This is a genomic window from Blastococcus sp. SYSU D01042, assembly GCF_054050515.1.
The window spans coordinates 107,605-129,389 of record NZ_JBJGZM010000008.1 but is presented as its reverse complement, the minus strand read 5'-3'; the positions used below and the strand labels follow the sequence as shown (position 1 = coordinate 129,389).

Annotated in this window: 26 protein-coding genes; 16 read left to right on the top strand and 10 right to left on the bottom strand. The window is 74.8% G+C overall.

The genetic code is table 11. The features are described 5' to 3' along the window. The first annotated feature begins 91 nt into the window (after nucleotides 1-91). The 5 genes from ACI79H_RS15515 to ACI79H_RS15495 all read left to right on the top strand — a co-directional run bounded on the left by ACI79H_RS15515 (nucleotide 92) and on the right by ACI79H_RS15495 (nucleotide 3,811). Nucleotides 92-886: a TetR/AcrR family transcriptional regulator C-terminal domain-containing protein gene (locus tag ACI79H_RS15515; RefSeq protein ID WP_456555304.1), complete on the top strand. Its 795-nt coding sequence runs from the start codon at nucleotides 92-94 to the stop codon at nucleotides 884-886. Between the two features lie 133 nt (nucleotides 887-1,019). Next, nucleotides 1,020-1,802: a DUF2382 domain-containing protein gene (locus ACI79H_RS15510; protein WP_456555303.1), complete on the top strand. Its 783-nt coding sequence runs from the start codon at nucleotides 1,020-1,022 to the stop codon at nucleotides 1,800-1,802. A 78-nt stretch (nucleotides 1,803-1,880) separates the two neighbouring features. Beyond that, a complete protein-coding gene (locus ACI79H_RS15505) occupies nucleotides 1,881-2,489 on the top strand; it encodes a hypothetical protein (RefSeq protein ID WP_456555302.1) in 609 nt (202 codons plus the stop codon). Between the two features lie 76 nt (nucleotides 2,490-2,565). After that, on the top strand, nucleotides 2,566-3,246 hold the full coding sequence (locus tag ACI79H_RS15500) for an N-acetyltransferase (protein WP_456555301.1): 681 nt from the start codon (nucleotides 2,566-2,568) through the stop codon (nucleotides 3,244-3,246). Next, complete coding sequence (locus ACI79H_RS15495) at nucleotides 3,236-3,811, top strand: hypothetical protein (RefSeq protein ID WP_456555300.1); 576 nt, start codon at nucleotides 3,236-3,238, stop codon at nucleotides 3,809-3,811. The genes ACI79H_RS15500 and ACI79H_RS15495 overlap by 11 nt, the downstream gene beginning before the upstream one ends. On the opposite strand, the gene ACI79H_RS15490 is transcribed toward ACI79H_RS15495, so the two are convergent. Beyond that, nucleotides 3,808-4,731, bottom strand: a complete 924-nt coding sequence (locus ACI79H_RS15490; RefSeq protein WP_456555299.1) for a DMT family transporter — start codon at nucleotides 4,729-4,731, stop codon at nucleotides 3,808-3,810. The genes ACI79H_RS15495 and ACI79H_RS15490 overlap by 4 nt on opposite strands. Between ACI79H_RS15490 and ACI79H_RS15485 the strand changes: the two genes are divergently transcribed. The 5 genes from ACI79H_RS15485 (at nucleotide 4,730) to ACI79H_RS15465 (ending at nucleotide 7,823) form a co-directional block, all read left to right on the top strand. Beyond that, the gene (locus tag ACI79H_RS15485) at nucleotides 4,730-4,960 is read left to right on the top strand and encodes a winged helix-turn-helix domain-containing protein (RefSeq protein ID WP_456555298.1); all 231 of its coding nucleotides are present in this window, start codon (nucleotides 4,730-4,732) and stop codon (nucleotides 4,958-4,960) included. The two genes, ACI79H_RS15490 and ACI79H_RS15485, sit on opposite strands and share 2 nt — an antisense overlap. A gap of 81 nt (nucleotides 4,961-5,041) precedes the next feature. Next, on the top strand, nucleotides 5,042-6,133 hold the full coding sequence (locus tag ACI79H_RS15480) for an aminotransferase-like domain-containing protein (protein WP_456555297.1): 1,092 nt from the start codon (nucleotides 5,042-5,044) through the stop codon (nucleotides 6,131-6,133). 93 nt (nucleotides 6,134-6,226) lie between these two features. Beyond that, the gene (locus ACI79H_RS15475) at nucleotides 6,227-6,577 is read left to right on the top strand and encodes a YciI family protein (protein WP_456555296.1); all 351 of its coding nucleotides are present in this window, start codon (nucleotides 6,227-6,229) and stop codon (nucleotides 6,575-6,577) included. Between the two features lie 5 nt (nucleotides 6,578-6,582). Next, entirely contained in the window at nucleotides 6,583-7,287 is a 705-nt protein-coding gene (locus ACI79H_RS15470) for an RNA polymerase sigma factor (RefSeq protein ID WP_456555295.1), read from the top strand. Continuing rightward, nucleotides 7,191-7,823: an RNA polymerase sigma factor gene (locus ACI79H_RS15465; protein ID WP_456555294.1), complete on the top strand. Its 633-nt coding sequence runs from the start codon at nucleotides 7,191-7,193 to the stop codon at nucleotides 7,821-7,823. The genes ACI79H_RS15470 and ACI79H_RS15465 overlap by 97 nt, the downstream gene beginning before the upstream one ends. A gap of 21 nt (nucleotides 7,824-7,844) precedes the next feature. On the opposite strand, the gene arfB is transcribed toward ACI79H_RS15465, so the two are convergent. The 5 genes from arfB to ACI79H_RS15440 form a co-directional block, all read right to left on the bottom strand. Beyond that, a complete protein-coding gene (gene arfB, locus ACI79H_RS15460) occupies nucleotides 7,845-8,285 on the bottom strand; it encodes an alternative ribosome rescue aminoacyl-tRNA hydrolase ArfB (protein WP_456555293.1) in 441 nt (146 codons plus the stop codon). A gap of 20 nt (nucleotides 8,286-8,305) precedes the next feature. Then, entirely contained in the window at nucleotides 8,306-9,322 is a 1,017-nt protein-coding gene (locus tag ACI79H_RS15455) for a hypothetical protein (protein WP_456555292.1), read from the bottom strand. Between the two features lie 9 nt (nucleotides 9,323-9,331). Further along, entirely contained in the window at nucleotides 9,332-9,835 is a 504-nt protein-coding gene (yidD, locus tag ACI79H_RS15450; protein ID WP_456555291.1) for a membrane protein insertion efficiency factor YidD, read from the bottom strand. 1 nt (nucleotide 9,836) lies between these two features. After that, nucleotides 9,837-10,694: a glucose 1-dehydrogenase gene (locus ACI79H_RS15445; protein WP_456555290.1), complete on the bottom strand. Its 858-nt coding sequence runs from the start codon at nucleotides 10,692-10,694 to the stop codon at nucleotides 9,837-9,839. A gap of 100 nt (nucleotides 10,695-10,794) precedes the next feature. Then, nucleotides 10,795-10,926 (bottom strand): hypothetical protein, encoded by a 132-nt coding sequence (locus ACI79H_RS15440; RefSeq protein ID WP_456555289.1) that lies wholly within the window; start codon nucleotides 10,924-10,926, stop codon nucleotides 10,795-10,797. Nucleotides 10,927-11,094: 168 nt separating this feature from the next. On the opposite strand from ACI79H_RS15440, the gene ACI79H_RS15435 reads away from it, so the two are divergent. From ACI79H_RS15435 to ACI79H_RS15415, 5 genes are all read left to right on the top strand, one after another. Then, nucleotides 11,095-13,656, top strand: coding sequence for a DEAD/DEAH box helicase (locus tag ACI79H_RS15435; protein WP_456555288.1), 2,562 nt, complete (start codon nucleotides 11,095-11,097; stop codon nucleotides 13,654-13,656). 87 nt (nucleotides 13,657-13,743) lie between these two features. Next, nucleotides 13,744-14,568: a DUF4349 domain-containing protein gene (locus ACI79H_RS15430; protein ID WP_456555287.1), complete on the top strand. Its 825-nt coding sequence runs from the start codon at nucleotides 13,744-13,746 to the stop codon at nucleotides 14,566-14,568. A 14-nt stretch (nucleotides 14,569-14,582) separates the two neighbouring features. After that, nucleotides 14,583-15,410 (top strand): hypothetical protein, encoded by an 828-nt coding sequence (locus ACI79H_RS15425; RefSeq protein WP_456555286.1) that lies wholly within the window; start codon nucleotides 14,583-14,585, stop codon nucleotides 15,408-15,410. Nucleotides 15,411-15,526: 116 nt separating this feature from the next. Continuing rightward, nucleotides 15,527-16,306: a sulfite exporter TauE/SafE family protein gene (locus ACI79H_RS15420; protein WP_456555285.1), complete on the top strand. Its 780-nt coding sequence runs from the start codon at nucleotides 15,527-15,529 to the stop codon at nucleotides 16,304-16,306. After that, nucleotides 16,303-17,064 (top strand): sulfite exporter TauE/SafE family protein, encoded by a 762-nt coding sequence (locus ACI79H_RS15415; RefSeq protein WP_456555284.1) that lies wholly within the window; start codon nucleotides 16,303-16,305, stop codon nucleotides 17,062-17,064. Before ACI79H_RS15420 ends, ACI79H_RS15415 begins: the two co-directional genes overlap by 4 nt. A gap of 63 nt (nucleotides 17,065-17,127) precedes the next feature. Here ACI79H_RS15415 and ACI79H_RS15410 read toward each other — a convergent pair whose 3' ends face one another. Then, complete coding sequence (locus tag ACI79H_RS15410; RefSeq protein ID WP_456555283.1) at nucleotides 17,128-17,772, bottom strand: hypothetical protein; 645 nt, start codon at nucleotides 17,770-17,772, stop codon at nucleotides 17,128-17,130. Nucleotides 17,773-17,887: 115 nt separating this feature from the next. On the opposite strand from ACI79H_RS15410, the gene ACI79H_RS15405 reads away from it, so the two are divergent. After that, nucleotides 17,888-18,367: an N-acetyltransferase family protein gene (locus tag ACI79H_RS15405; RefSeq protein ID WP_456555282.1), complete on the top strand. Its 480-nt coding sequence runs from the start codon at nucleotides 17,888-17,890 to the stop codon at nucleotides 18,365-18,367. Nucleotides 18,368-18,374: 7 nt separating this feature from the next. On the opposite strand, the gene ACI79H_RS15400 is transcribed toward ACI79H_RS15405, so the two are convergent. From ACI79H_RS15400 to ACI79H_RS15390, 3 genes are read right to left on the bottom strand one after another with little or no spacing between them, the layout of a single operon-like run. Next, nucleotides 18,375-20,045 carry an alpha-amylase family protein gene (locus ACI79H_RS15400; RefSeq protein WP_456555281.1) on the bottom strand — a complete coding sequence of 557 codons (1,671 nt, stop codon included), beginning with the start codon at nucleotides 20,043-20,045 and terminating at the stop codon, nucleotides 18,375-18,377. Then, the gene (locus ACI79H_RS15395) at nucleotides 20,042-21,085 is read right to left on the bottom strand and encodes a TIGR03885 family FMN-dependent LLM class oxidoreductase (RefSeq protein ID WP_456555280.1); all 1,044 of its coding nucleotides are present in this window, start codon (nucleotides 21,083-21,085) and stop codon (nucleotides 20,042-20,044) included. Before ACI79H_RS15395 ends, ACI79H_RS15400 begins: the two co-directional genes overlap by 4 nt. 32 nt (nucleotides 21,086-21,117) lie before the next feature. Next, complete coding sequence (locus tag ACI79H_RS15390; RefSeq protein ID WP_456555279.1) at nucleotides 21,118-21,768, bottom strand: hypothetical protein; 651 nt, start codon at nucleotides 21,766-21,768, stop codon at nucleotides 21,118-21,120. Nucleotides 21,769-21,785: the final 17 nt, after the last annotated feature.

Here is a 21,785-nt window from a genome sequence, read left to right as displayed (position 1 = left end):
GGACCTCACACGACCGCGGGTGCCGCCGTGAGCGGCACGGGGTGCACGATGGCGCCGGGGGTCGGGAGTGGACGAACCGAGGAGGACGACCGTGGACCAGCCCCGCGAGGACGCCGATCCGGACAGCCCGGAGGGGCGCGGCGGTGCGGCCGCCGTGCTGCCCGCGGCCGCTCCCGGCTCGGGACGCGGCGGCCTGGACCGGCGGCGCATCCTGGGCGCGGCCGTCGAGTTCATCGACACCCAGGGGCTGGCAGCGCTGACCATGCGCCGGCTGGGCGCGCACCTGGGTGTCGAGGCGATGGCCCTGTACCGGTACGTCCCCAGCCGGGAGAACCTGCTCGACGGCGTCGTCGAGACGGTCATCGACGAGCTGTACGGCGACCCCGACGTGCACCTCGAGCCGGGGCACGGCTGGCAGGACTACCTGCAGCGCCTGGCGCACGGCGTCCGCCGGATCGCCCTGGCCCACCCGGAGGTGTTCCCGCTGGTGGCGACCCGCCCGCCGGCGGCGCCCTGGGTGCGGCCGCCGCTGCGCAGCCTGCGCTGGGTGGAGTCCTTCCTCGTCGCCCTGATGGACAGCGGCTTCTCCCAGGAGGCCGCAGTCTCGGCCTACCGGGCCTACTCGAGCTTCCTGCTCGGTCACCTGCTGCTCGAGGTGTCGCAGAAGGGCGTGGCGGTCAACGCGGAGGACAAGCCCGAGGGCGTGCCCGAGGCCCAGGAGCAGGTCGACCTGAGCGAGTACCCGACCGTGGTGCGACTGGAGTCGCTGCTGTCGCTCGACGAGTCCGCGGCGGAGTTCGAGGAGGCGCTGGAGAACCTGCTCGAGCGCCTCGAGGTGGTGCTGCGGGAGGGCCGGACGCCGCGGCGGGGCGATCCTCGCGACTGACCGGCTAAACGTCGACCGGCTCGTTTACGTCGTAAACGGTCGGGCATCTTCGCAAGCGGCCCTCGGGTGAGCACCTACCCCCGAGGCACGACCGCAATCGGCAATCCCAGCCCTGAACCCGCGAGGAGCGCACGTGATCACCGAACAGCAGCTCAGCAGCGTCATCGGCAGCACCGCCCACGGCGCGGACGGCAAGCTCGGCACCGTCGGCGAGGTGTACCTCGACGACGAGACCGGCCGCCCCGAGTGGGCCACGGTCCGCACCGGCATGTTCGGTACCAAGGAGTCCTTCGTGCCGCTGGCCGAGGCCGACCTGTCCGGCAGCGACCTGCGCCTGCCCTACGACAAGGACAAGGTCAAGCACGCGCCGCAGATCGACACCGACGGCCACCTCTCGCCGACCGAGGAGGCCGAGCTCTACCGCTACTACGGCATCGGCTCGGGCACCGGCGCGGACTTCGCCGACACGACGACGACCACGACCGGCCGGACGAACGACCACGGCACCGTCGGCCACGACACCTCGGGTCCGACCACGGACGACGCCATGACCCGCTCCGAGGAGCACCTGCGCGTCGGCACCGAGCGCGTCGAGGCCGGTCGCGCCCGCCTGCGCAAGTACGTCGTCAGCGAGAACGTGACGCAGACCGTGCCGGTCTCGCACGAGGAGATCCGGGTCGAGCGCGAGCCGATCACCGACGCCAACGTCGGCAGCGCCCTGGACGGGCCGGCCATCTCCGAGGAGGAGCACGAGGTCACCCTCCACGCCGAGCGCCCCGTCGTCGCCAAGGAGGCCGTGCCGGTCGAGCGCGTGCGCCTGGACACCCAGACGGTGACCGAGCAGGAGACCGTCAACGAGACGGTCCGCAAGGAGCAGATCGAGCTCGACGACGAGACCACCACCCGTCGCAGCTGATCGTCCGCGGCGGCGCGGACCCCGGTCCGCGCCGCCGCCGCTCGTCCCCCAGCCCCCTCCCCTGGAGCCACTCACACCATGAGCACACCCGATCCCGCCGGCGCCCGGTCGCCGGGCGCCTCGGCCACAAAGGGCGCAGCCCGCGACGCCGTGGACGCGCAGCAGTCCCGCTACGGCGGCATCAAGTGGGGAGCGGCCTTCTTCGGGTGGCTGTCCGCCAACGGTCTCGCCGTCCTGCTGGTGGCGTTGCTCAGCGCCGGCGGCGTCGCCATCGGCCTGACCGAGGGGCTCGACTCCGCCGACGAGGCCGCGGAGCAGGCGGACACCATCGGCATCGCCGGCGGCATCGTGCTGCTCGTGGTGCTGTTCCTCGCCTACCTGGCCGGTGGCTACGTCGCCGGTCGCATGGCCCGCTTCGACGGCGCCCGGCAGGGCATCGCCGTGTGGGTCATCGGCCTGCTCGTCGTGCTGGCGCTCGCCGTGGCCGGGCTGGTGTTCGGCTCGGAGTACAACGTGCTGCAGCAGCTCGACCTGCCGCGCATCCCGATCGACGAGGGCACCGCGACGACCGGCGGCATCATCGCCCTGGTCGCCGTCCTGGTGGTCACGCTGGTCGGCGCGATCCTGGGCGGCAAGCTCGGCGACCGCTACCACCGCAAGGTGGACCGGGTGGGCTTCGACGTCTGACCGAGGACCCCGACGGGGGCCGTCCCTCCCGGGGGCGGCCCCCGTCGCCGCGTCCGGGGCGTGGTCTGATGCCCGGATGACCCCAGGCCCCACCATCCGGCGCATCGACGACCCGGACGAGGAGGGCCCCGACGTCCGGCTCGCCGAGACCCGCGACGTGCCGCGCATCGCGGCGACGCTGACCATCGCGCTGGCCGAGTCCCGCTGGACCCGCTGGGCGCTGCCCGACGACGGCCGGATGCAGCGGCTGACCCGGCTGCACGAGCTCGACGCCGGCCACCGCGGCGTCGCGACCCGCAGCGCGTGGGTGAGCGACGACGTGGACGCCGTCGCCAGCTGGGAGCCGCCCACGGGCAACGCTCCCCTGCCCGCCGACGTCGCCGAGGCGCTGGCGCGCGAGCTGCCCTACATCGCCGGTGCCCGCGCCCGGGTCGTGGCCGAGACCGGCGCGCTGATCTCCGCGGCGCGGCCATCCGCCCCGCACTGGTGGCTGGCCCACCTCGGGGTACGGCCCTCGTCCCGTCGCCGCGGCCTCGCGGCGGCCGTGCTGGCACCGGTGATCGTGAGCTGCGACGCCGAGCAGCAGGTCGCCGCCGCCGCGGTGTACTCGTGGGCGAACGCCCGCTTCCTGCGCGGCTTCGGCTTCGAGGTCACCGAGGAGCTGCGGACCTCCGACGACGAGCTGCCCGTGTGGGTGGTCGAGCGGCAGCCGCTGCCGCAGCGCCGGGATGCGGCATCATCCAGCGATGTCCCCTGATCCTGAGACCTCCTCGCTGCCGCTGCCGGACTTCGTGGACTGGTCGATCTTCCCGTTCGAGGGTGACCTTCGGGTGCGGCAGCCCAAGCCGCCGTTCCCGTCGGACCGCCCCCGTGCGGGCGAGCCGGGCGGGGCACCCTGCCCCGCGTGCGCGGCCGACGATGCCGAGTACATCTGGGCGGACGAGCGCTGGCGGGTCCTCGCGGCCAGGCCGTCGGGGGTGCCGGTTCAGGTGTTCCTCGAGACCCGCGAGCACCTCGACTTGGACGACCTCGACGACGAGATGGCCGGCGAGCTCGGGCGGATGACCGTGCGGCTGGACCGGGCGATCCAGGCCGTCGGTGGCATCGGCCGGGTCCACGTCGCGCGCTGGGGCGACGGCGGCTCGCACTTCCACATGTGGTTCTACGGCCGCCCGCGCGGCGCCAGCCAGATGCTCGGGTTCTGCCTGCCGATGTGGGCGCAGATCCTCCCGCCGACCGAGGTGGAGGTGTGGCGCGCCAACATGGCGGTCGTCGCCGCCGAACTCGCGAAGGTGAGCGGCACGGCGATCGCCCGCCCTTAGCCGGACGGGGCCTGCCGCACCCGGACGGCCAGGCCTGCGCACAGGATCACCGCCAGCCCGCCGACGACGGTGCCCGCCGACACCTGCTCCCCCAGCAGCAACCCCGCCCAGGCGATGCTCAGGACGGGCTGCACCAGCTGCATCTGGCTGACCTGCGCCATGGGGCCGATGCCCAGGCCCCGGTACCAGGCGAAGAATCCCAGGAACATGCTGACGACCGCGAGGTAGCCGAAGGCGGCCCAGTGCTGCGCGCCACCGTCAGCCGGGTGCTGCGCCAGCGCCAGCACGGTCAGCGTCCCGGTGACCGGCGCGGCGAGCACGAGCGCCCACGAGATCGTCTGCCAGGCGCCCAGCTCCCGGGCCAGCAGCCCGCCCTCGGCGTAGCCGGCCGCGGCCGCGAGGACGGCGCCGAAGAGCAGCAGGTCCGCCCAGTGCAGCCGGCCGAAGCTCCCCGCCTGCGCCGAGGCGAAGCCCACGGCGGCCAGCGCGCCGACGGCGGAGGCGATCCAGAACGCCACCGGCGGCCGCTCACCGGTGCGGAGCACCGCCACCACCGCGGTGGCGGCGGGCAGCAGCGCGATGACGACGGCGCCGTGGCTGGCCGGCGTGGTCGTCAGCGCGAACGACGTCAGCAGCGGGAAGCCGGCGCACACGCCCGCGGCGACGACGGCCAGGCGGCGCCACTGGACCCGGCGCGGCAGGCGCTGCCGGGTGAGCGCCAGCGCCAGCGCGGCCAGGACGGCGGCGACGGCGGCCCGCCCGGCACCGATGAACAGCGGGTCCATCCGCTCGACCGCCACCCGGGTGAAGGGGACCGTGAAGGAGAAGGCCAGCACCCCGAGCAGGCCCCATGCCAGGCCGGCAGCCGGCGCGGATAGCGGGACGGTGAGCGGACGGGTAGCGCTATCGTGCGTCGTCATGGTCGACGATAGCGGGAGCCGCATCGCCTCCGAGCTCCGGGCCTGGATCGCCGCCAGCCCGCCCGGCGCCCAGCTCCCCTCCACGAGGGTGCTGGCAGCCCGGCACCAGGCCGGCCCGGTCACCGTGCAGAAGGCGCTGCGCACCCTCGCGGGACAGGGGCTGATCGAGACCCGGCCCGGCGTCGGCGCGTTCGTCCGCGCCGTCCGCGCCGCCCGGCCGGCCGACTAGGGGTGGCAGACAGCGGCCCTGCGGGGCCCCGCCGTCCCCTCGCCGGAGCTCCCCGCCGCCCTCCGCACCGCGCCCAACGACGTGATCGCCTTCCACTCCGGCTTCCCCGACCGCGAGCTGCTGCCCGAGCGCCTCGTCCGCGCGGCGCTCACCCGCGCCGCGCGCGGCGACGCGGCGCTGTCGCGCCCGCCGGCCGCCGGCCTGCCGGAGCTGCAGGCCTGGTTCGCCGCCGAGCTCGCGGCCGCGGCGCCCGCGGACGTCGCCGCGCCCACGCCGCGGGACGTCATCGTCATCCCGGGCAGCCAGAGCGGGCTGAGCGCCGCCTTCCGCGCGCTGGCCGGCGCCGGCCGGCCGGTGCTGGTGGAGTCCCCGACGTACTGGGGGGCGATCCAGGCCGCGGTCCGCGCCGGTGTGCAGATGGTCCCGGTGCCGTCGGGTCCGGAGGGTCCGGACCCCGGCGACGTCGCCCGGGCGTTCGAGGAGACCCGCGCGCGGCTGTTCTACGCGCAGCCCAGCTACGCCAACCCGACCGGCGCGCAGTGGTCGGCGGATCGCGGCCGGCAGGTGCTCGACGTGGTCCGGGCGCACGGGGCCTTCCTGCTGGAGGACGACTGGGCGCACGACTTCGGCATCACCAGCGAGCCGCGCCCGCTCGCCGCCCAGGACGACGCCGGGCACGTCGTGCACCTGCGCTCGCTCACCAAGAGCGTGTCCCCCGCGATCCGGGTGGCCGCGGTGGTCGCGCGCGGTGCCGCCCGCGACCGGCTGCTGGCCGACCGGGCCGCCGAGTCGATGTACGTCAGCGGGCTGCTCCAGGCGGCAGCACTCGACGTCGTCACGCAGCCGGGGTGGGCCCGCCATCTGCGGGCCCTGCGCCAGCAGCTGCGCGCCCGGCGCGACCTGCTGGTCACGAGCCTGGCCGAGCACGCCCCGCAGGCGCACGTCGCGCACGTGCCGGCGGGCGGGCTGCACCTCTGGTCGCGGCTGCCCGACGGCACCGACCTGCCGCGGGTGGTGCGGGACTGCGCCGCCGCCGGCGTCGTCCTGGCGCCGGGCACGGAGTGGTTCCCCGCCGAGCCGACGGCGCCGTACCTGCGGCTGAGCTTCGCCGGGCCCGACCCCGGCCGCTTCCCCGACGGGGCACGGATCCTCGGCGAGGTGCTCGCGGGCTGAGAAAGGTTCGGCCGAGGTGTCGATCCCGGCAGGATCGGTTCGTACAGGGGGTGCGAGCCGGCAACCGGCCGGCTGCTCCCGAGGAGGAACACGATGCCCCAGTACCTGCTCAACATCGTCCAGCCCGTCGGAGAGGTTCCGCCGCCGGAAGACCTCGAGCCCGTCATGCGCGAGCTCGCCGTCCTCAACGCGGACATGAAGGCCGCCGGGGTCTGGGTGTTCTCCGCCGCTCTCCACCAGCCGGAGGCCTCGACGGTCGTCCGGGCGCAGGGCGAGGCCCTGCTCACCACCGACGGCCCCTTCGCCGAGGGCACCGAGTTCGTCGGCGGCTTCGACCTGATCCAGGTGGCCGACCTCGACGAGGCGCTCGGCTGGGCCGGTCGGCTGGCGCGCGTCCTGGGCGGGCTGCCGGTCGAGGTGCGCCCGGTCGCGGAGTCCTTCTGACCCGGATGGACCCGGCAACCACCGACGCGATCAACCGCGTCTTCCGTGCCCATCACGGCAAGGCGGTCGCCGTCCTCACCCGCCTCCTCGGCGACATCGACGCCGCCGAGGAGGCGGTCCAGGACGCCTTCCTCACCGCCGTCGCCCGCTGGCCGGTCGACGGCGTCCCCCCGGGGCCGGAGGGCTGGATCGTCACGACCGCCCGCAACCGGGCCATCGACCGGCTGCGGCGCGAGAGCACGCGGACCGCGCGCCACGTCGAGGCGGCGCTGCTGTCCGCTCCCCCACCGCCCCGCGAGGAGGGCCCGGTGACCGACGACCGGCTGCGGCTGCTGTTCACCTGCTGCCACCCGGCGCTGGCGGTGCCGGCGCAGGTCGCCCTGACCCTGCGCCTGCTCGGCGGCCTCACCACCGCCGAGGCCGCCGCCGCCTTCCTGGTCCCTGAGGCGACGATGGCCCAGCGGCTGGTCCGGGCCAAGGGGAAGATCCGGGCCGCCCGCATCCCCTACCGGGTCCCGACGGAGGCCGAGCTCCCCGACCGGCTCCCGGCCGTGCTCGCCGTGGTCTACCTGATCTTCACGAGGGGCACTCGGCGACGTCCGGGCAGCAGCTGGTGCGCGCGGAGCTGTGCGCCGAGGCGATCCGGTTGGGCCGGCTGCTGCACCAGCTCATGCCCGACGAGCCTGAGGTCACCGGTTTGCTGGCGCTGATGCTGCTCACCGAGGCGCGCCGCCCCGCCCGGACGGCGGCCGACGGCGAGCTGGTGCTGCTCGCCGACCAGGACCGCACCCGCTGGGACGCCGCCCTGGTCGCGGAGGGGCACGAGCTGGTCCGCGCCTGCCTGCGGCGCAACCGCCCGGGCCCCTACCAGCTGCAGGCCGCGATCGCCGCCGTGCACAGCGACGCCCCGAGCGCGGCCGGCACCGACTGGCGGCAGGTCGTGGCGCTCTACGACCAGCTGCTGGTCCTTACGCCGAGCCCGGTGGTCGCGCTGCACCGCGCCGTCGCCGTCGCCGAGGTGTCCGGGCCGGCGGCCGGGCTGGCCCTGCTCGACGGCCTCGACCTGCCGCGCCACCACCTGCTCCCGGCCGTCCGCGCCGACTTCCTGCGCCGGCTGGGCCGCACCGACGAGGCCCTCGGGTCCTACGCCGAGGCGCGGGCGCTGGCCGGCAACGAGCGGGAGCGCGCGTTCCTCCGGCGGCGCGCCGATGAGTTGTCGCCGTCGCCGCGGTCGAGTGGGGCATGAGCACCCCGCCCGCCCTGGACCTCAGTCCCAGGTACGGCGCTGCTTCTTGAGCTGACCGCGCTGCTTCTTCGCCTCGATCCGCCGCTCCTGCGAGCCGCGGGTCGGCCTGGTCCGCCGCCGGGCCGGCGCCGGCGGGGCGAGCGCCGCCCGCAGCACCGCGGCCAGCCGCTCGCGGGCGGCCTGCCGGTTGCGCAGCTGCTGGCGGTGCTCGCTCGCCGCGATGGTGAGGACGCCGTCGACGAGCCGGCCCGCCAGCCGCTGCGCCAGCCGCGCCCGCTGGGGGTCGGTGAGGCCGGGCAGCTCCAGCGGGGCGACCGACAGCTCGACCCGGGAGTCGGCGGTGTTCACGCCCTGCCCGCCGGGGCCGGAGGAGCGGGAGAACCGCCACGACAGCGCGGCCGCGGGCACGACCACCGACGAGGTGACCGGCAGGTCACCGGAGGCGTCGTCGACGGCAGGCACCCGCACAGTCTGGCCGATGCTCACGACGGCACGGGAGCCGACAGCGGCCCCGGGGCGAGGTGCTCCGCCGTCCAGCCCGCGACGGCCGCCTGCCACTCCCCGCGCTCCTCGGGGTGGACGCCGTCGAGGATCCGCCGCCAGCTCAGCGCCCGGGCCAGCGGTGCCACGCGCAGCGCCAGGTCGCACTGCTCCCGGAGCTCGCGCCGGCTCCCGTACGCCGACCATGGCTCGAGGTAGGCGTCGCGCAGCCGCCGCAGCGCCGGGGACCCGGCGGGCACGGCCAGCACGTCGGAGGCCGAGCGCAGCGCCACGAGCAGGCTGAGGAAGGGATGGGCGAGCGAGGCGTCGCCCCAGTCGAAGAACCGGTACCGGCCGTCGGCGGCGAAGACGTTGCCGTCGTGCAGGTCGTCGTGCTGGACGGTCGCGGGCACGCCGTCCGCCAGCTCCCGGCACACGGCGGCGTAGGCGGGCAGGTCCGCTCGGACCCGGTCGCGCACGGCGGGGTCCAGCCCGTCCGGCTGCCCGACGTCCTGCGCGTCGTCGTCCAGCAGGTCGGCGACCAGGTCGGGCAGCGCCGCGGGTCGCAGGTCGGGCACCCCGAGGGCGAGCACCTCGTCCACGCGGCCGACCAGCTCGACCTGCAGCGCCGCGTAGGCGGTGAGCAGCGCGGCCCAGACCGCGGTGTCGCTCTCCGTCGTCCGCACCCGGTCCCCGCCGTCCGGGAGCAGCAGGAGCCGGCGGGCGGGGTCGACCGCCAGCGGGACCAGCACCGACCCGGGCGCCCAGCGGCCCACCGCCGCCGACAGCGCCGGCTCGTGCGCCGACCCCGCGCCCGGCACCTTGAGCCACGCCGCACCGCCGCCGCGCAGCGGGAAGCGGAACGCGGTGGACCAGACCCGCACGTGCGGCTGCTCGGGCTCGCCGTCCGGTTCGAGCCCGGCGGCGGCCAACTGCTCCTCGGCCCAGCCCAGGACGTCGGCCCGCCACGCGGGGTCCCGCCAGGTCGCGAGCCCGGTCGTCGTCCGGCCGGTGGTCACCGCCCGGCCTCAGGCCGCGTCGGGCACCGCATCCGGGCCGCCGGCCGCGCCGGGCCGGCAGCGCACCAGGCGCCGCAGCGTCAGCCAGCCGCCCCGCCGGGCGCCGTGGCGCTCGAGCGCCTGGACGGCGTAGGCCGAGCAGGTCGGCTCGAACGAGCAGCACGGCGGCCGCTTCGGGCTGATCTCCCGCTGGTACACGCGCACCGCGGCGACCATCCGGTCCGCGAGCCGGGTGCCCCGCTCCCCCGTCCCGGCCGAGCGGACCCGCCGCGCCGTGGTCGGGGCCAGCAGCAACCCGTCCATCCCGCAGCCGAGGGCGTTGGCCAGGCAGCACCCGGTGTTGAGGAAGAGCAGGTCGCGCAGGCAGGAGTCGTTGCGCCGTCCGTACCCCGGGCCGTAGCCGTAGCCCGGCGGTGGCCCGTAACCCCGCCCGTAGCCCGGGCCGTAGCCGCCGTACCCGCGCCGGGGACGACGGCGCCGCGGACCCCAGCCGCTGCTCCAGATGAAGACCACGTCAGAGGATGGGCTTGCCGCCGGTGACCGCGACGCGGGCCCCGGACACGTAGGACGCCTCGTCGCTGGCCAGCAGCACGTACACCGGTGCGAGCTCGGCGGGCTGGCCCGGCCGGCCCAGCGGCACCTGCTGACCGAAGCTCTCCACCTTCTCCTCCGGCATGGTCGCCGGGATCAGCGGCGTCCAGATGGGGCCCGGGGCGACGCTGTTGGCCCGGATGCCCTTCTCGGCGAGCATCTGGGCCAGGGAGGCGGTGAAGTTGGCGATGCCGGCCTTCGTCATCGCGTAGGCGGCGAGGTTCGGGCTGGGCATGTCGGAGTTGACCGACGAGGAGTTGATGATCGAGCCGCCCGAGGGCATGTGCGGGAGCACGTCCTTGCACAGGGTGAACATCGCCGAGAGGTTGAGCGCGACGGTGTGGTCCCACTCCTCGTCGCTGATCTCGTCGAGCGAGTCGTGGCTCATCTGGTAGGCGGCGTTGTTGACCAGGATGTCGACCCGGCCGAACTCCTCGACCGCCTTCGGGATGATCGTCTTGGCGTGCGCCCGGTCGGCGAGGTCGCCGGGCACCAGCACGCACTTCTGGCCTGCCTGCTCGACGTACCGGGCGGTGTCCTGGGCGTCCTCGTGCTCGTTCAGGTACGAGATCAGGACGTCGGCGCCCTCGCGGGCGAAGGCGATGGCGACCGCGCGGCCGATGCCGCTGTCTGCGCCGGTGATGACGGCCTTCTTGCCGGCCAGCCGGCCGGAGCCGGTGTAGCTCTCCTCGCCGTGGTCCGGCTTCGGGTCCATCTCCCCCAGCGTGCCGGGCGGGGTCTGCTGCTGGGCGGGCTGGGACTCGGGACGGGGCGACGACATGGTTCTCCTCCGGTGCGCTGCGCGGGCCGGTCCGGCATGTCTGTTCACCCGGGGCCGACCCGGACGCGCTACCCGCGGATCGCCACGCGGAACCTGCGTCTCAGGCGGCGCGGGCCACCGGGGCGTGCTCGGTCGCCGCGTTCAGCGGCACCCAGCGCATCTCCAGGCGACGACGCCCGCCGGGGTCGACCACGACGGTCCACCGGCACTCCGGGCAGAATCGGTCTCGCATGTGTCCAGCCACCTTCCGTTCACCTGTTGTTCACCTTCTGCCCTCCTGCTGTCCACGTCACACTCCCCGGCCTTCTCGTTACCGGATCGTTACCGGAGGCGGTCGCCCACCGCGTCCACCGCGCCGGTCGGGGGAAGCGATCCGGCGTCGGGCACGCTGGTGGGTCTGATGACCACGACCACCGCCCCTCCCCTGCTCGACGACGTCGACGACCTCACCGCCCTGCGCGCGAAGGGCGCCGACCCGGACGAGCTGTTCGCCGACTTCGCCGCCTGGGCCGAGTCGGGCGGGACGACGCTCTACCCGGCGCAGGAGGAGGCGCTGATCGAGCTGGTCAGCGGCGCGAACGTCGTCCTGGCGACGCCGACGGGGTCGGGCAAGTCGCTGGTCGCCACCGGCGCGCAGTACGCGGCGCTGGCCGCCGGGCGGCGCAGCTACTACACCGCCCCCATCAAGGCGCTGGTCAGCGAGAAGTTCTTCGCGCTCTGCGGGGTCTTCGGCGCAGCGAACGTCGGGATGCTCACCGGCGACGCCTCGGTGAACCCCGGGGCGCCGATCATCGCCTGCACCGCCGAGGTGCTGGCCAACATCGCGCTGCGCGAGGGCCCCGGATCGGAGCAGCTCGCCGACGCGCTGATCGTGATGGACGAGTTCCACTTCTACGGCGACCCCGACCGCGGCTGGGCCTGGCAGGTGCCGCTGCTCGAACTGCCGAAGGCGCAGTTCCTGCTGATGAGCGCCACCCTCGGCGACGTCACGACGCTGCGCGAGGACCTCACCCGCCGGACCGGCCGGCCCACCGCGCTGGTCGCCAACGCCGAGCGCCCGGTGCCGCTGCACCACTACTACGCGACGACGCCGATGCACGAGACCATCCAGGAGCTGCTCGACACGAAGCAGGCGCCCGTCTACGTCGTCCACTTCACGCAGGCCTCGGCGCTGGAGCGCGCGCAGGCGCTGATGAGCGTGAACGTGTCGACCAAGGAGGAGAAGGCCGCGATCGCCGACATGATCGGCGGCTTCCGCTTCACCTCCGCCTTCGGGACGACGCTGTCGCGGCTGGTGCGGCACGGCATCGGCGTGCACCACGCCGGGATGCTGCCCAAGTACCGGCGGCTGATCGAGCAGCTGGCGCAGGCCGGGCTGCTCAAGGTCATCTGCGGCACCGACACCCTCGGCGTCGGCATCAACGTGCCGATCCGCACCGTCGTGTTCTCCGCGCTGTCCAAGTACGACGGCACCCGCACCCGGCTGCTCACGGCGCGGGAGTTCCACCAGATCGCCGGGCGGGCGGGGCGGGCCGGTTACGACACCGCCGGCACCGTCGTCGTCCAGGCGCCGGAGCACGAGGTGGAGAACCTCAAGCAGTTCGCGAAGGTCGCCGACGACCCGAAGAAGCGCCGCAAGCTGGTCCGCAAGAAGGTGCCCGACGGCATGGTGCCGTGGAGCGAGTCGACGATGAACCGGCTGATCGAGGCCGCGCCCGAGCCGCTGACCAGCAACATGCGCGTGTCGACGGCGATGGTGCTCGACGTCGTCGACCGGCCGGGCGACCCGTTCGCGGCGATGCGCCGGCTGCTCACCGACAACCACGAGCCGCGCAAGAAGCAGCTGCGGCTGATCCGCGAGGCGATCGGCATCGCCCGCTCGCTGCTGCAGGCCGGCGTGCTGGAACGGCTGCCGGAGCCCGAGGCCGACGGCCGGCGCTACGACCTGACCCTGGACCTGCCGCCGGACTTCGCGCTCAACCAGCCGCTGTCCACCTTCGCGCTGGCCGCGATCGACCTGCTGAACCCGGGATCCGACACCTACGTGCTGGACGTGGTCAGCGTCATCGAGGCGACGCTGGACGACCCGCGGCAGATCCTGGCCGCGCAGCTGAACAAGGCGCGCGGCGAGGCCGTGGCGCAGATGAAGGCCGAGGGCATCGAGTACGACGAGCGGATCGAGCTGCTCGAGGAGGTCAGCTACCCGAAGCCGCTGGAGGAGCTGCTCGGCGCGGCGTTCGAGGTGTACGTGCGCACGAACCCGTGGGCCGCGGACGCGCACCTGTCGCCGAAGTCGATCGTGCGGGAGATGTGGGAGCGGGCGTTCACCTTCCGCGAGCTGGTGAACACCTACGGCCTGACCCGTTCCGAGGGCGCGGTGCTGCGCTACCTGTCCGACGCGTTCAAGGCGCTGCGGTCGGGCGTGCCCGCGGCGGCGCGCACCGAGGAGGTGACCGACCTGGTCGAGTGGCTCGGCGAGCTGGTGCGCCAGGTGGACTCCTCGCTGCTGGACGAGTGGGAGTCGCTGACCAACCCCGACGACGACGGCCCCGTCGCCGAGGTCGCCGTCCCCGCCCGGCCGCGGCCGCTCACCGGCAACGAGCGGGCGTTCACCGCGATGGTGCGCAACGCGCTGTTCCGCCGGGTGGAGCTGTGGGCCCGCCGCCGCTGGTACGACCTGGGCGAGCTGGACGCCGGCTCGGGCTGGGACGCCGAGCGCTGGGAGACCGTCGTGCGGGGGTACTTCGCCGAGCACGACGAGGTGCGCACCGGCGGCGACGCCCGCGGCCCGGCGATGCTGATCTGGGACCGGTCGGAGCCCGGCGTCTGGCGGGTGCGGCAGATCGTCGACGACCCCGCCGGGGACCACGACTGGGGCTTCGACGTCGAGGTGGACCTGGAGGCCTCCGACGAGGAGGGCGCCGCCGTCCTCCGCCTCGTCGACGCCGGCCGCCGCGACTGACCTCCCCCTTCCCGCCATCCGTCCGTGCACGTCACGATCGGGCATCGATGCTGGTCGGGGGCGTACCGGTAGCCCTACGGTCCGGCCATGCGGAGCCTCCTGGGCACGGCGTGCGCCCTCCTCGCGGTGGGACTCGTGGTGGGCTGCTCGGGCTCCTCGGGTCCCGAGTCGAGCGGCGCCGACACGGGCGGGAGCGCGGGCGCCGTCGCCGATGAGGCCGCGCCGGCGGCCGACGCCGACCGCCAGGTGGTCACGACCGCCGACGCCTCGCTCGTCGTGGACGACCCCGCGGACACCGCCCAGCGGATCAGCGAGCTGGTGGAGGCCGCCGGTGGCCGCGTCGAGCAGCGGACCGAGCGGGCGGCATCCGGGGACGGCGAAGGGGAAGGCGCGTCCGCAGAGCTGACCGTGCGCGTCCCGGCGGCCGAGCTGACCGGCGTCCTCGCCGACCTCGAGGAGCTGGGCGAGGTGGCCGACGTGTCGGTGTCCCGCTCGGACGTGACCGGGCAGGCGGTCGACCTGGACGCCCGGATCTCCGCCCTGCAGACGTCGGTCGCCCGGCTGCAGACGCTGCTGGACGAGGCGCCGAGCACGGAGGCGCTGCTGGCCGCGGAGGGTGCGCTCTCCGGACGGCAGGAGCAGCTCGAGTCGCTGCAGTCGCAGCGCGCGCTGCTGGCCGACCAGGTCGAGCTGTCCACCCTGGGCGTCCACCTGCGGACGGGCGTCGTCGCACCGCCCGGCGGCCCCGACGGGTTCGTGGACGCCCTCGGCACCGGCTGGCGGGCCCTGGGCTCGGCAGGCAGCGCGGCCCTCGTCGTCCTCGGCGTCCTGCTGCCGTGGCTGGGGGTCGCCGCCGTCGTCACGGCCGCGGTGCTGGTCCCCCTCCGCCGGGCCCGTCGGCCGGCCGAGTGAATCGCGCGTCGCGGTTGCTCACCGCCACGGCCGGCGTCCTGGCGCTCGTGGCGTGCACGGGCGCGCCCGACGACGTCGTGCGCACCAGCGGCCCGCTCGCCGCCGGGTTCGAGATCGAACCGGGGTCAGCCCTGCTCGGCGACGCGTTCCCGTTCGGCGACGACGGCCTGCACGTGCTCCTCCGGGTCGACAGCGACCTGGAGAGGGTCTTCGAGGGCTACGTCGAGCAGGCGGCGGAGCTCGGCTTCCCGGTGATCGCACGGTGGGCGGACGGCCAGTGGTGCAGCGACAACCCCGACAAGTGGAGCTCGTTCCAGGGTGAGGACACCCCCTTCGAGGTCGAGTGCTCCGCGTCCTGGTTCGAGCAGGACGACGCCGACTACCGGTCGATGCGGTTGCGCGGTCTCGCCGAGCCGGACGGCTCGGGCTACCTGGAGATCTCCGGCGGCCGGTACTCGGGGACGCCGTCGTCCCGCCCGCCCGTCGAGGACGGACCCGTCGCCCCGCTCACGGACGCCGAGATCGCTCCCGACCTGGCCGTCCACGAGGACAGGCCGCCCCTCCGCATCGTGGAGGGGAGCGAACTGCTCTTCGACCCGCTCCCCTCCGAGTGCGCCACCGGCGGCTGGATCGCTCTGCTCCGGGTGACCGGCGACCTCCTGCCGGTCATGCGCGGCTACGCGGAGCAGATCGACGCCATGCGGGCCTTCACGACCGAGGGGCTGGTGGTGGACGAGGAGCAGGCGTTCGTGAGCGCGTCGGCGGCCGGCGGAGGCGACCTCGGGGCCGTCGGCGTGGCGGGCGAACCTTCGTACGTGCTGCTCTCGCGCTGCAACGACTGAGCTCCCGACCCGACGCCCGATGACCGAAGTGGCCACTTCGGCGGATGTGAGCGGTTCGACTCCCCCGTCGGCGGCCGGGATGACAGCGCCCGTGGAAGGCTCGCCGCGATGCGCGGATGAGCGGGTGGGAGATGGTCGCGGTCCTCGCGGCGGGGCTGACGGCCGGCGGGATCAACGCCGTCGTCGGGTCGGGGACGCTGGTGTCCTTCCCCGTCCTGCTCGCCGTCGGCATCCCTCCGGTGCCGGCCACCATCAGCAACTCCCTCGGCCTGATCGCCGGCAACGCGTCCGGCGCCTTCGGCTACCGCCGTGAACTCCGCGGGCAGGGCCGGCGGCTGCTCGCGCTGCTGCCGGCCTCGGTCCTCGGCGGGCTCACCGGGGCCTTCCTGCTGCTCCACCTCCCGGCGTCCACGTTCGAGGCCGTCGTCCCGGTGCTCGTCGGGCTGGCCGTCGTGCTCGTCGCGGTCCAGCCGCTGGTGCAGCGCGCGCTGGCCCGGCGGCGCTCCCCCGACGACGTCGAGCAGCACGTCGGCCCGGGCCGCACGGCCGCGCTGTTCGGCGGCGCCTACCTGACCGGAACCTACGGCGGGTACTTCGCGGCCAGCCAGGGCGTGCTGCAGATCGGCATCTTCGGCCTGCTGCTGCGGGAGTCGCTGCAGCGGCTCAACGCGCTGAAGAACGTCCTCACCCTCGCGGTCAACACCGTCGCCGCCGGCGCGTACGTCGTCACCGCCACCGACCGGGTGGAGTGGACGGCGGCCGGGCTGCTGGCCGCCGGCTCGCTCGTCGGCGGCGCCGTCAGCTCCCGCTACGGGCGGCGGCTGCCCGAACCGGTGCTGCGGACGGCGATCGTCGTCCTCGGCCTCATCGCCATCGGGGTGCTGCTGGACCGATGAGCCCTCTGGAGTTCGGCTTCCTCGTGCTCGCCGGCATCGGCGCGGGCCTGACCGGCAGCATCGCCGGGCTGGCCTCGCTGGTCAGCTACCCGGCGCTGCTGGCCACCGGCATCCCCCCGGTGACCGCCAACGTCACCAACACCGTCGCGCTGGTGCTCAACGCGGTCGGCTCGGTGAGCGCCTCGCGCCCCGAGCTGCGCGGCCAGGGACGGCGGCTGCGCCCGCTGCTGGTCGCCGCCGTGCTCGGCGGCGCGGCCGGGATGGCGCTGCTGCTGCTCACCCCCACCGAGGCGTTCGAGCGGATCGTTCCCTGGCTCATCGCCGGCGCGTCGGCGGCGATCCTCGTCCAGCGCCCGCCGCGCGAGCTGGCCGCCGAGGGAGCACAGCGCCCGGTCCGCGATCCCCGGTGGCTGCCGCTGGGCACGTTCGCGGTCGCGATCTACGGCGGCTACTTCGGCGCGGCGGCCGGGGTGCTGCTGCTGGCCATGTACCTGCTCACCACCGGCGAGGGCCTCCCCCGCGGCAACGCGATGAAGAACGTGGTGCTCGGCGTGGCCAACGCCGTCGCGGCGATCGGCTTCGTCGCGCTCACCGACGTCGCGTGGTCCGCAGCACTGCCCCTGGCGCTGGGCTTCCTGGTCGGCGGGCGGATCGGACCCGGCGTCGTGCGCCGCGCGCCCCAGGCGATCCTGCGCACGGTCATCGCCGTCGCCGGGCTGGGCCTGGCCGTCCACCTGGGCATCCAGGCCTACACCTAGCCGAGTGCGCGCCGGGCGTGGTCCCGGGGGCAGGGAGACCACGCCCGGCGCGCAGTCGGACGATCAGCCCCGGCCGACCCAGGCGGCGAGCACCAGCACGACGACGCTGGCCAGCATCAGCAACCGCGCCGGCGTGAGCCCGTTGACCAGCCCGGCGGTCGCCTCCACCCACTGCGGGCGGACGACGGCGTCGCGGGCCTGCTGCCGCACGATGCGCACCTCGTCGGCCAGCAGCGTGCCGGCGGTGCCCAGCATGCCGAGGCCGAGCACCACGAACACGACCGACAGCCGCTGCCCGTAGCTCTCCGCCGCGCCGCCCAGCACCGCGGCCACGATCCCGCCCAGCACCAGGCCGAGCAGCCCGCCGGCGACCGGTGCCCACGGGCCCATCACCGTCAGCGGCCCGCGGCGCGGCATGCGCGGCCGGGGCCGCACGGTCACCGGCGCGGTGCCGTGGACCCCGGCGGGGAGGTCCGGGTCGGCCGGTTCCTGCGCCGGCGGCACCGGAGCCGCCGGTGCGACCGGCTCGGCGGATGCGGCCGCACCGGGAGCAGCCGTCACCGCGGTGGCGCCCGCCTCGGGCGCGGCCGCGGCCTTCGCCTTCTTCCTCGTGCCGCCGGTGGACGCCGCCGCGGTGCCACCGGGGCGGACCACCGGGATCTCGGCCGTACCGGTCCCGGTCGTGGTGCTTCCGTCGCGTTCACTCATCCCTGATCACCTCCCGCGCCACGCTAGGCGCACCGGCACCACGCCCCGGGGAGGGCGCCCCGGCGGACCGGTGACGCAGCGTGATGCCGCGCCGGGCGTCGGGCAGACTGCCCCGGTGATCAGCATCCGGCCGGCCGTGCCCGCCGACGGACCGCGCCTGGTCGCCCTCGACCGCGCCACCTGGTCACCGGAGAACGCGGTCGTCCCGCTGTGGCCCGAGGGCACCGATTTCTTCTCCCGGCGCCCGCCTGCGGACGTGCTGGTCGCCGAGGACGCCGGCCGCCTCCTCGGCTACACGGCCCTGGGCCGGCCCACGCCGCTGGACACCAACCGGCACGTCTGGCACGTGCAGGGGCTCGCGGTCGACCCGGCCGCGCAGCGCCAGGGCATCGCCCGGCAGCTGCTCGACGCGGCCGCCGCCGAGGCCGCCCGCCGGGGCGGCCGCAAGCTGGGGCTGCGGGTGCTCGGCGGGAACACCTCCGCCCGAGCGCTCTACGAACGGGCCGGTTTCGCCGTCGAGGGCGTGCTGCGCGAGGAGTTCCTCCTCGACGGCCGGTTCGTCGACGACGTCCTCATGGCGCGCCCGCTCGCCTGATCCGGCGTCAGACCAGCCGACGGCTGTCCTGGGCCACCACGCGCAGCCACCGGTAGCCGTAGCCACCGAGCGCGATCTCCACCGAGCCGTCGTCGCCCACCGCCGTGCTGCCCTCCTCGAGCAGGTCCACCAGCCGGTGCGTCGAGTCGCAGTCCTCCAAGGTCAGCGGCACCGTCCGCGGCTCGGGCCCGAGGTTGTGCAGGGCGATCAGCGCTCCGTCGTCCCACGAGCAGAGGTGCGCGAGCACCTCGGCGCACGGGTGCTCGAGCACCTGGAACCCGCCCCAGCCCAGCTCGGGCGACTCCCGGTAGCGGCGGATCAGCAGCTTCATGAACGACAGCAGCGAGTCCGGGTCGTTGCGCTGGTCGGCGACGTTCACGTACTCCGGTGCGAACCCGCCGCTCACCACCGGCCCGGGCAGCTTCCCGGGAGCCGCGGGCGAGAAGCCGCCGTTGCGCCCGGAGGTCCACTGCATCGGCGTGCGGACGGCGAGCCGTCCCTCGGCGTCCAGGTCCTCCCCCATCCCGATCTCCTCGCCGTAGAACAGCACCGGCGTCCCGGGCAGGGAGAACAGCAGGCTGTAGACCATGCGCACCCGCCGCGGGTCGCCGTCGAGCATGGGTGGGAGCCGGCGGCGCAGGCCCCGGCCGTAGACCTGCATCCGCTCCTCGGGACCGAACGCGGCGAAGACCTCGGCCCGCTCGTCGTCGCTGAGCTTGTCCAGGGTCAGCTCGTCGTGGTTGCGGACGAAGGTGGCCCACTGCGAGTCGGGGTGCAGCGTCGGGCGGGCCTCCAGCGCGGTGGTGATCGGGCCGGCGTCCGCGCGGGCGAGCGACAGGTAGAGCGCCTGCATGCCGATGAAGTCGAACTGCATGGTCAGCTCGTCGCCGTCCGCGCCGCCGAAGAACTCCAGCTGCTTGTCGAACGGCAGGTTGACCTCCCCCAGCAGGACGCCGCTGCCGGACCGCCGCCCGACCAGCGACCGCAGCGAGCGCAGGTACTGGTGCGGCTCGGGGAACGCGCCCTCGTCGGCGCCGGCCGTCTCGAGGAAGAACGGGACGGCGTCCACCCGGAAGCCGTCGAGCCCGAGCTGCAGCCAGAAGCCCATGATCTTGGCGACCTCGTCCCGCACCCGCGGGTTCGTGACGTCGAGGTCGGGCTGCTCCTTGTAGAAGCGGTGCAGGTACCACTCGCCGGTCTTCTCCGACAGCGTCCAGATGCTGTCCTCCTGGTCGGGGAAGACGACCTGGTCGGAGGTGTCCGGCGGCGGGTCGGAGCGCCACACGTAGAAGTCGCGGAACGGCGAGTCCTTCGACTGCTCCGCCGACCGGAACCACGGGTGCTTGCGCGAGGTGTGGTTGACGACCAGGTCGGCGATCACCCGCATGCCGCGGTCGTTCGCCGTCCGGATCACCTCGACCAGGTCGCCGTGGGTGCCCAGCCGGGGGTCCACGCCGTAGAAGTCGGTGATGTCGTACCCGTCGTCGCGCTCGGCGGTCGGGTAGAAGGGCATCAGCCACAGGCACGTGACGCCGAGGTCGGCCAGGTGGTCGATGCGCTGGGCGAGGCCCGCGAAGTCGCCGATCCCGTCGGCGTTCCAGTCCATGTAGGTCTCGACGTCGAGGCAGTAGACGACGGCGTTCTTCCACCACAGGTCGCTGGTGTCGGTGATCCTCACGGCGCGGGCACCGGGTCGACGTGCGGACGGCGGTTCGTGGCGGGACCGGGCGGGTCGATCGCCGCGACGGGCGCGGCCGCGGTGACGCCGAGCTGCGGCAGCACGTGCTCGCCGAACGCGTCGAGGAACGGCCGCTGCTCGACACCGACGTGGTGCAGGTACAGCTCGTCGAACCCGAGGTCGAGGTACTCCTGCAGCCAGGCCGCGTGCTGCCCGAGGTCGGCCGACACCCGGACCGAGGCCGTGACGTCCTCGGGCGTCACGTGCGCGCTGGCCTGCTCGAAGGCCTCCGGGCTGTCCAGGTCCCAGCACAGCGGGGGCGGGAACACGTTGCTGCGCCACTGGTCGTGCGCGATGCCCAGCGCCCGGTCCGGGTCGGGGTCCCAGGAGACGTGCACCTGGAGCACGAGCTTGCCCTGCCCGCCGGCGTCCCGGTAGGCGGCGATCATCTCGCGCAGGTGGTCGTGCGGCTGGTTGATGGTGACCAGGCCGTCGGCCCAGTCGGCGCCGTTGCGGGCGGTGGCCACGCTGACCGCCGGGGCGATGAGCGCCGGCTGGATCTCCGGCAGCGTGTAGATCGTGGCGCGGTCGACGGTGACCAGGCCGTCGTGGCTGACCTCCTCGCCGGCCAGCAGCGCCCGGATGACGTCGACGCACTCGCGCAGCCGGGCGTCGCGCACGTCCTTGCGGGGCCACTTGTCCCCGGTGACGTGCTCGTTCATCGCCTCGCCGCTGCCCAGCGCCACCCAGAACCGGCCCGGGAACATCGCGCCCAGGGTCGCGATCGCCTGGGCGACGATCACCGGGTGGTAGCGCTGGCCCGGGGCGTTCACCGCGCCGAAGGGCAGCGACGTCGTCGCCATGGCCGCGCCCAGCCACGACCAGGCGAAGCCGGACTCCCCCTGCCGGGGGTTCCACGGCGTCAGGTGGTCCGAGCACATGGCACCCGTGAAGCCCACCTGCTCGGCGTGCCGGACGGCCTCGAGGAGCGCCGCGGGGTGGACCTGCTCGTGCGAGTTGTGGAATCCGATGACCGGCATGGGTCATGCCTACCCAGGTCGGGCCGGTGCGGCTACCGCAGCAGCGCGGCGACGTGCGCCGGGGCGGTCGCGACGTCCAGGTGGTTCCCCCCGCCGTCGCCGGCGACCGGCCAGCCGCGGTCCCGCGCCTCCGCGGCGGCGCCGTCGTAGGCGGCCGACAGCTGCACGTAGCGGGCGCCGTCCTCGGGCCATGCCCCGGGGACCGGGACGGCGACGTCGTAGAAGTCGGCGGGCAGCTCGTGCCCCTCGGCCCGGACGGCGGCGCGCAGCTCCTCACCCGGCAGCAGCTCGTCGAGCGCGGCGGGACCCCACCACGTCGTCCAGTCGGGGATCCGGCCGCCCACGACCATCCCGGCGACCCGCCGCCGGATGTCCTCGTCGGCCTCGGTCGCACCCGATCGCGCGGGCACGAGCGCGTCGACCCACACGACCCGGCGGGCGCCGACGGCGACGGCGACCGCGGGCAGTGTCACGCCGGCGCCGGAGAACCCGAGGACGGCGTCCGCCGCACCGGCCGCCGCGGCCGCCGCGGTCCAGCGCTCCGGCCAGCCGGCGGCGGACCGCACCGCCGCGCGCAGGTCCGGCAGGGCCACCTCGTCACCCCCGGCCCGCAGCTCGGCGGCCAGCGGCCCGAGGACGGCGGGGCCCAGCAGCGGCGGGTGGACGAGCAGCCAGCGGGTCATGCGCCCAGTGTGGCGGC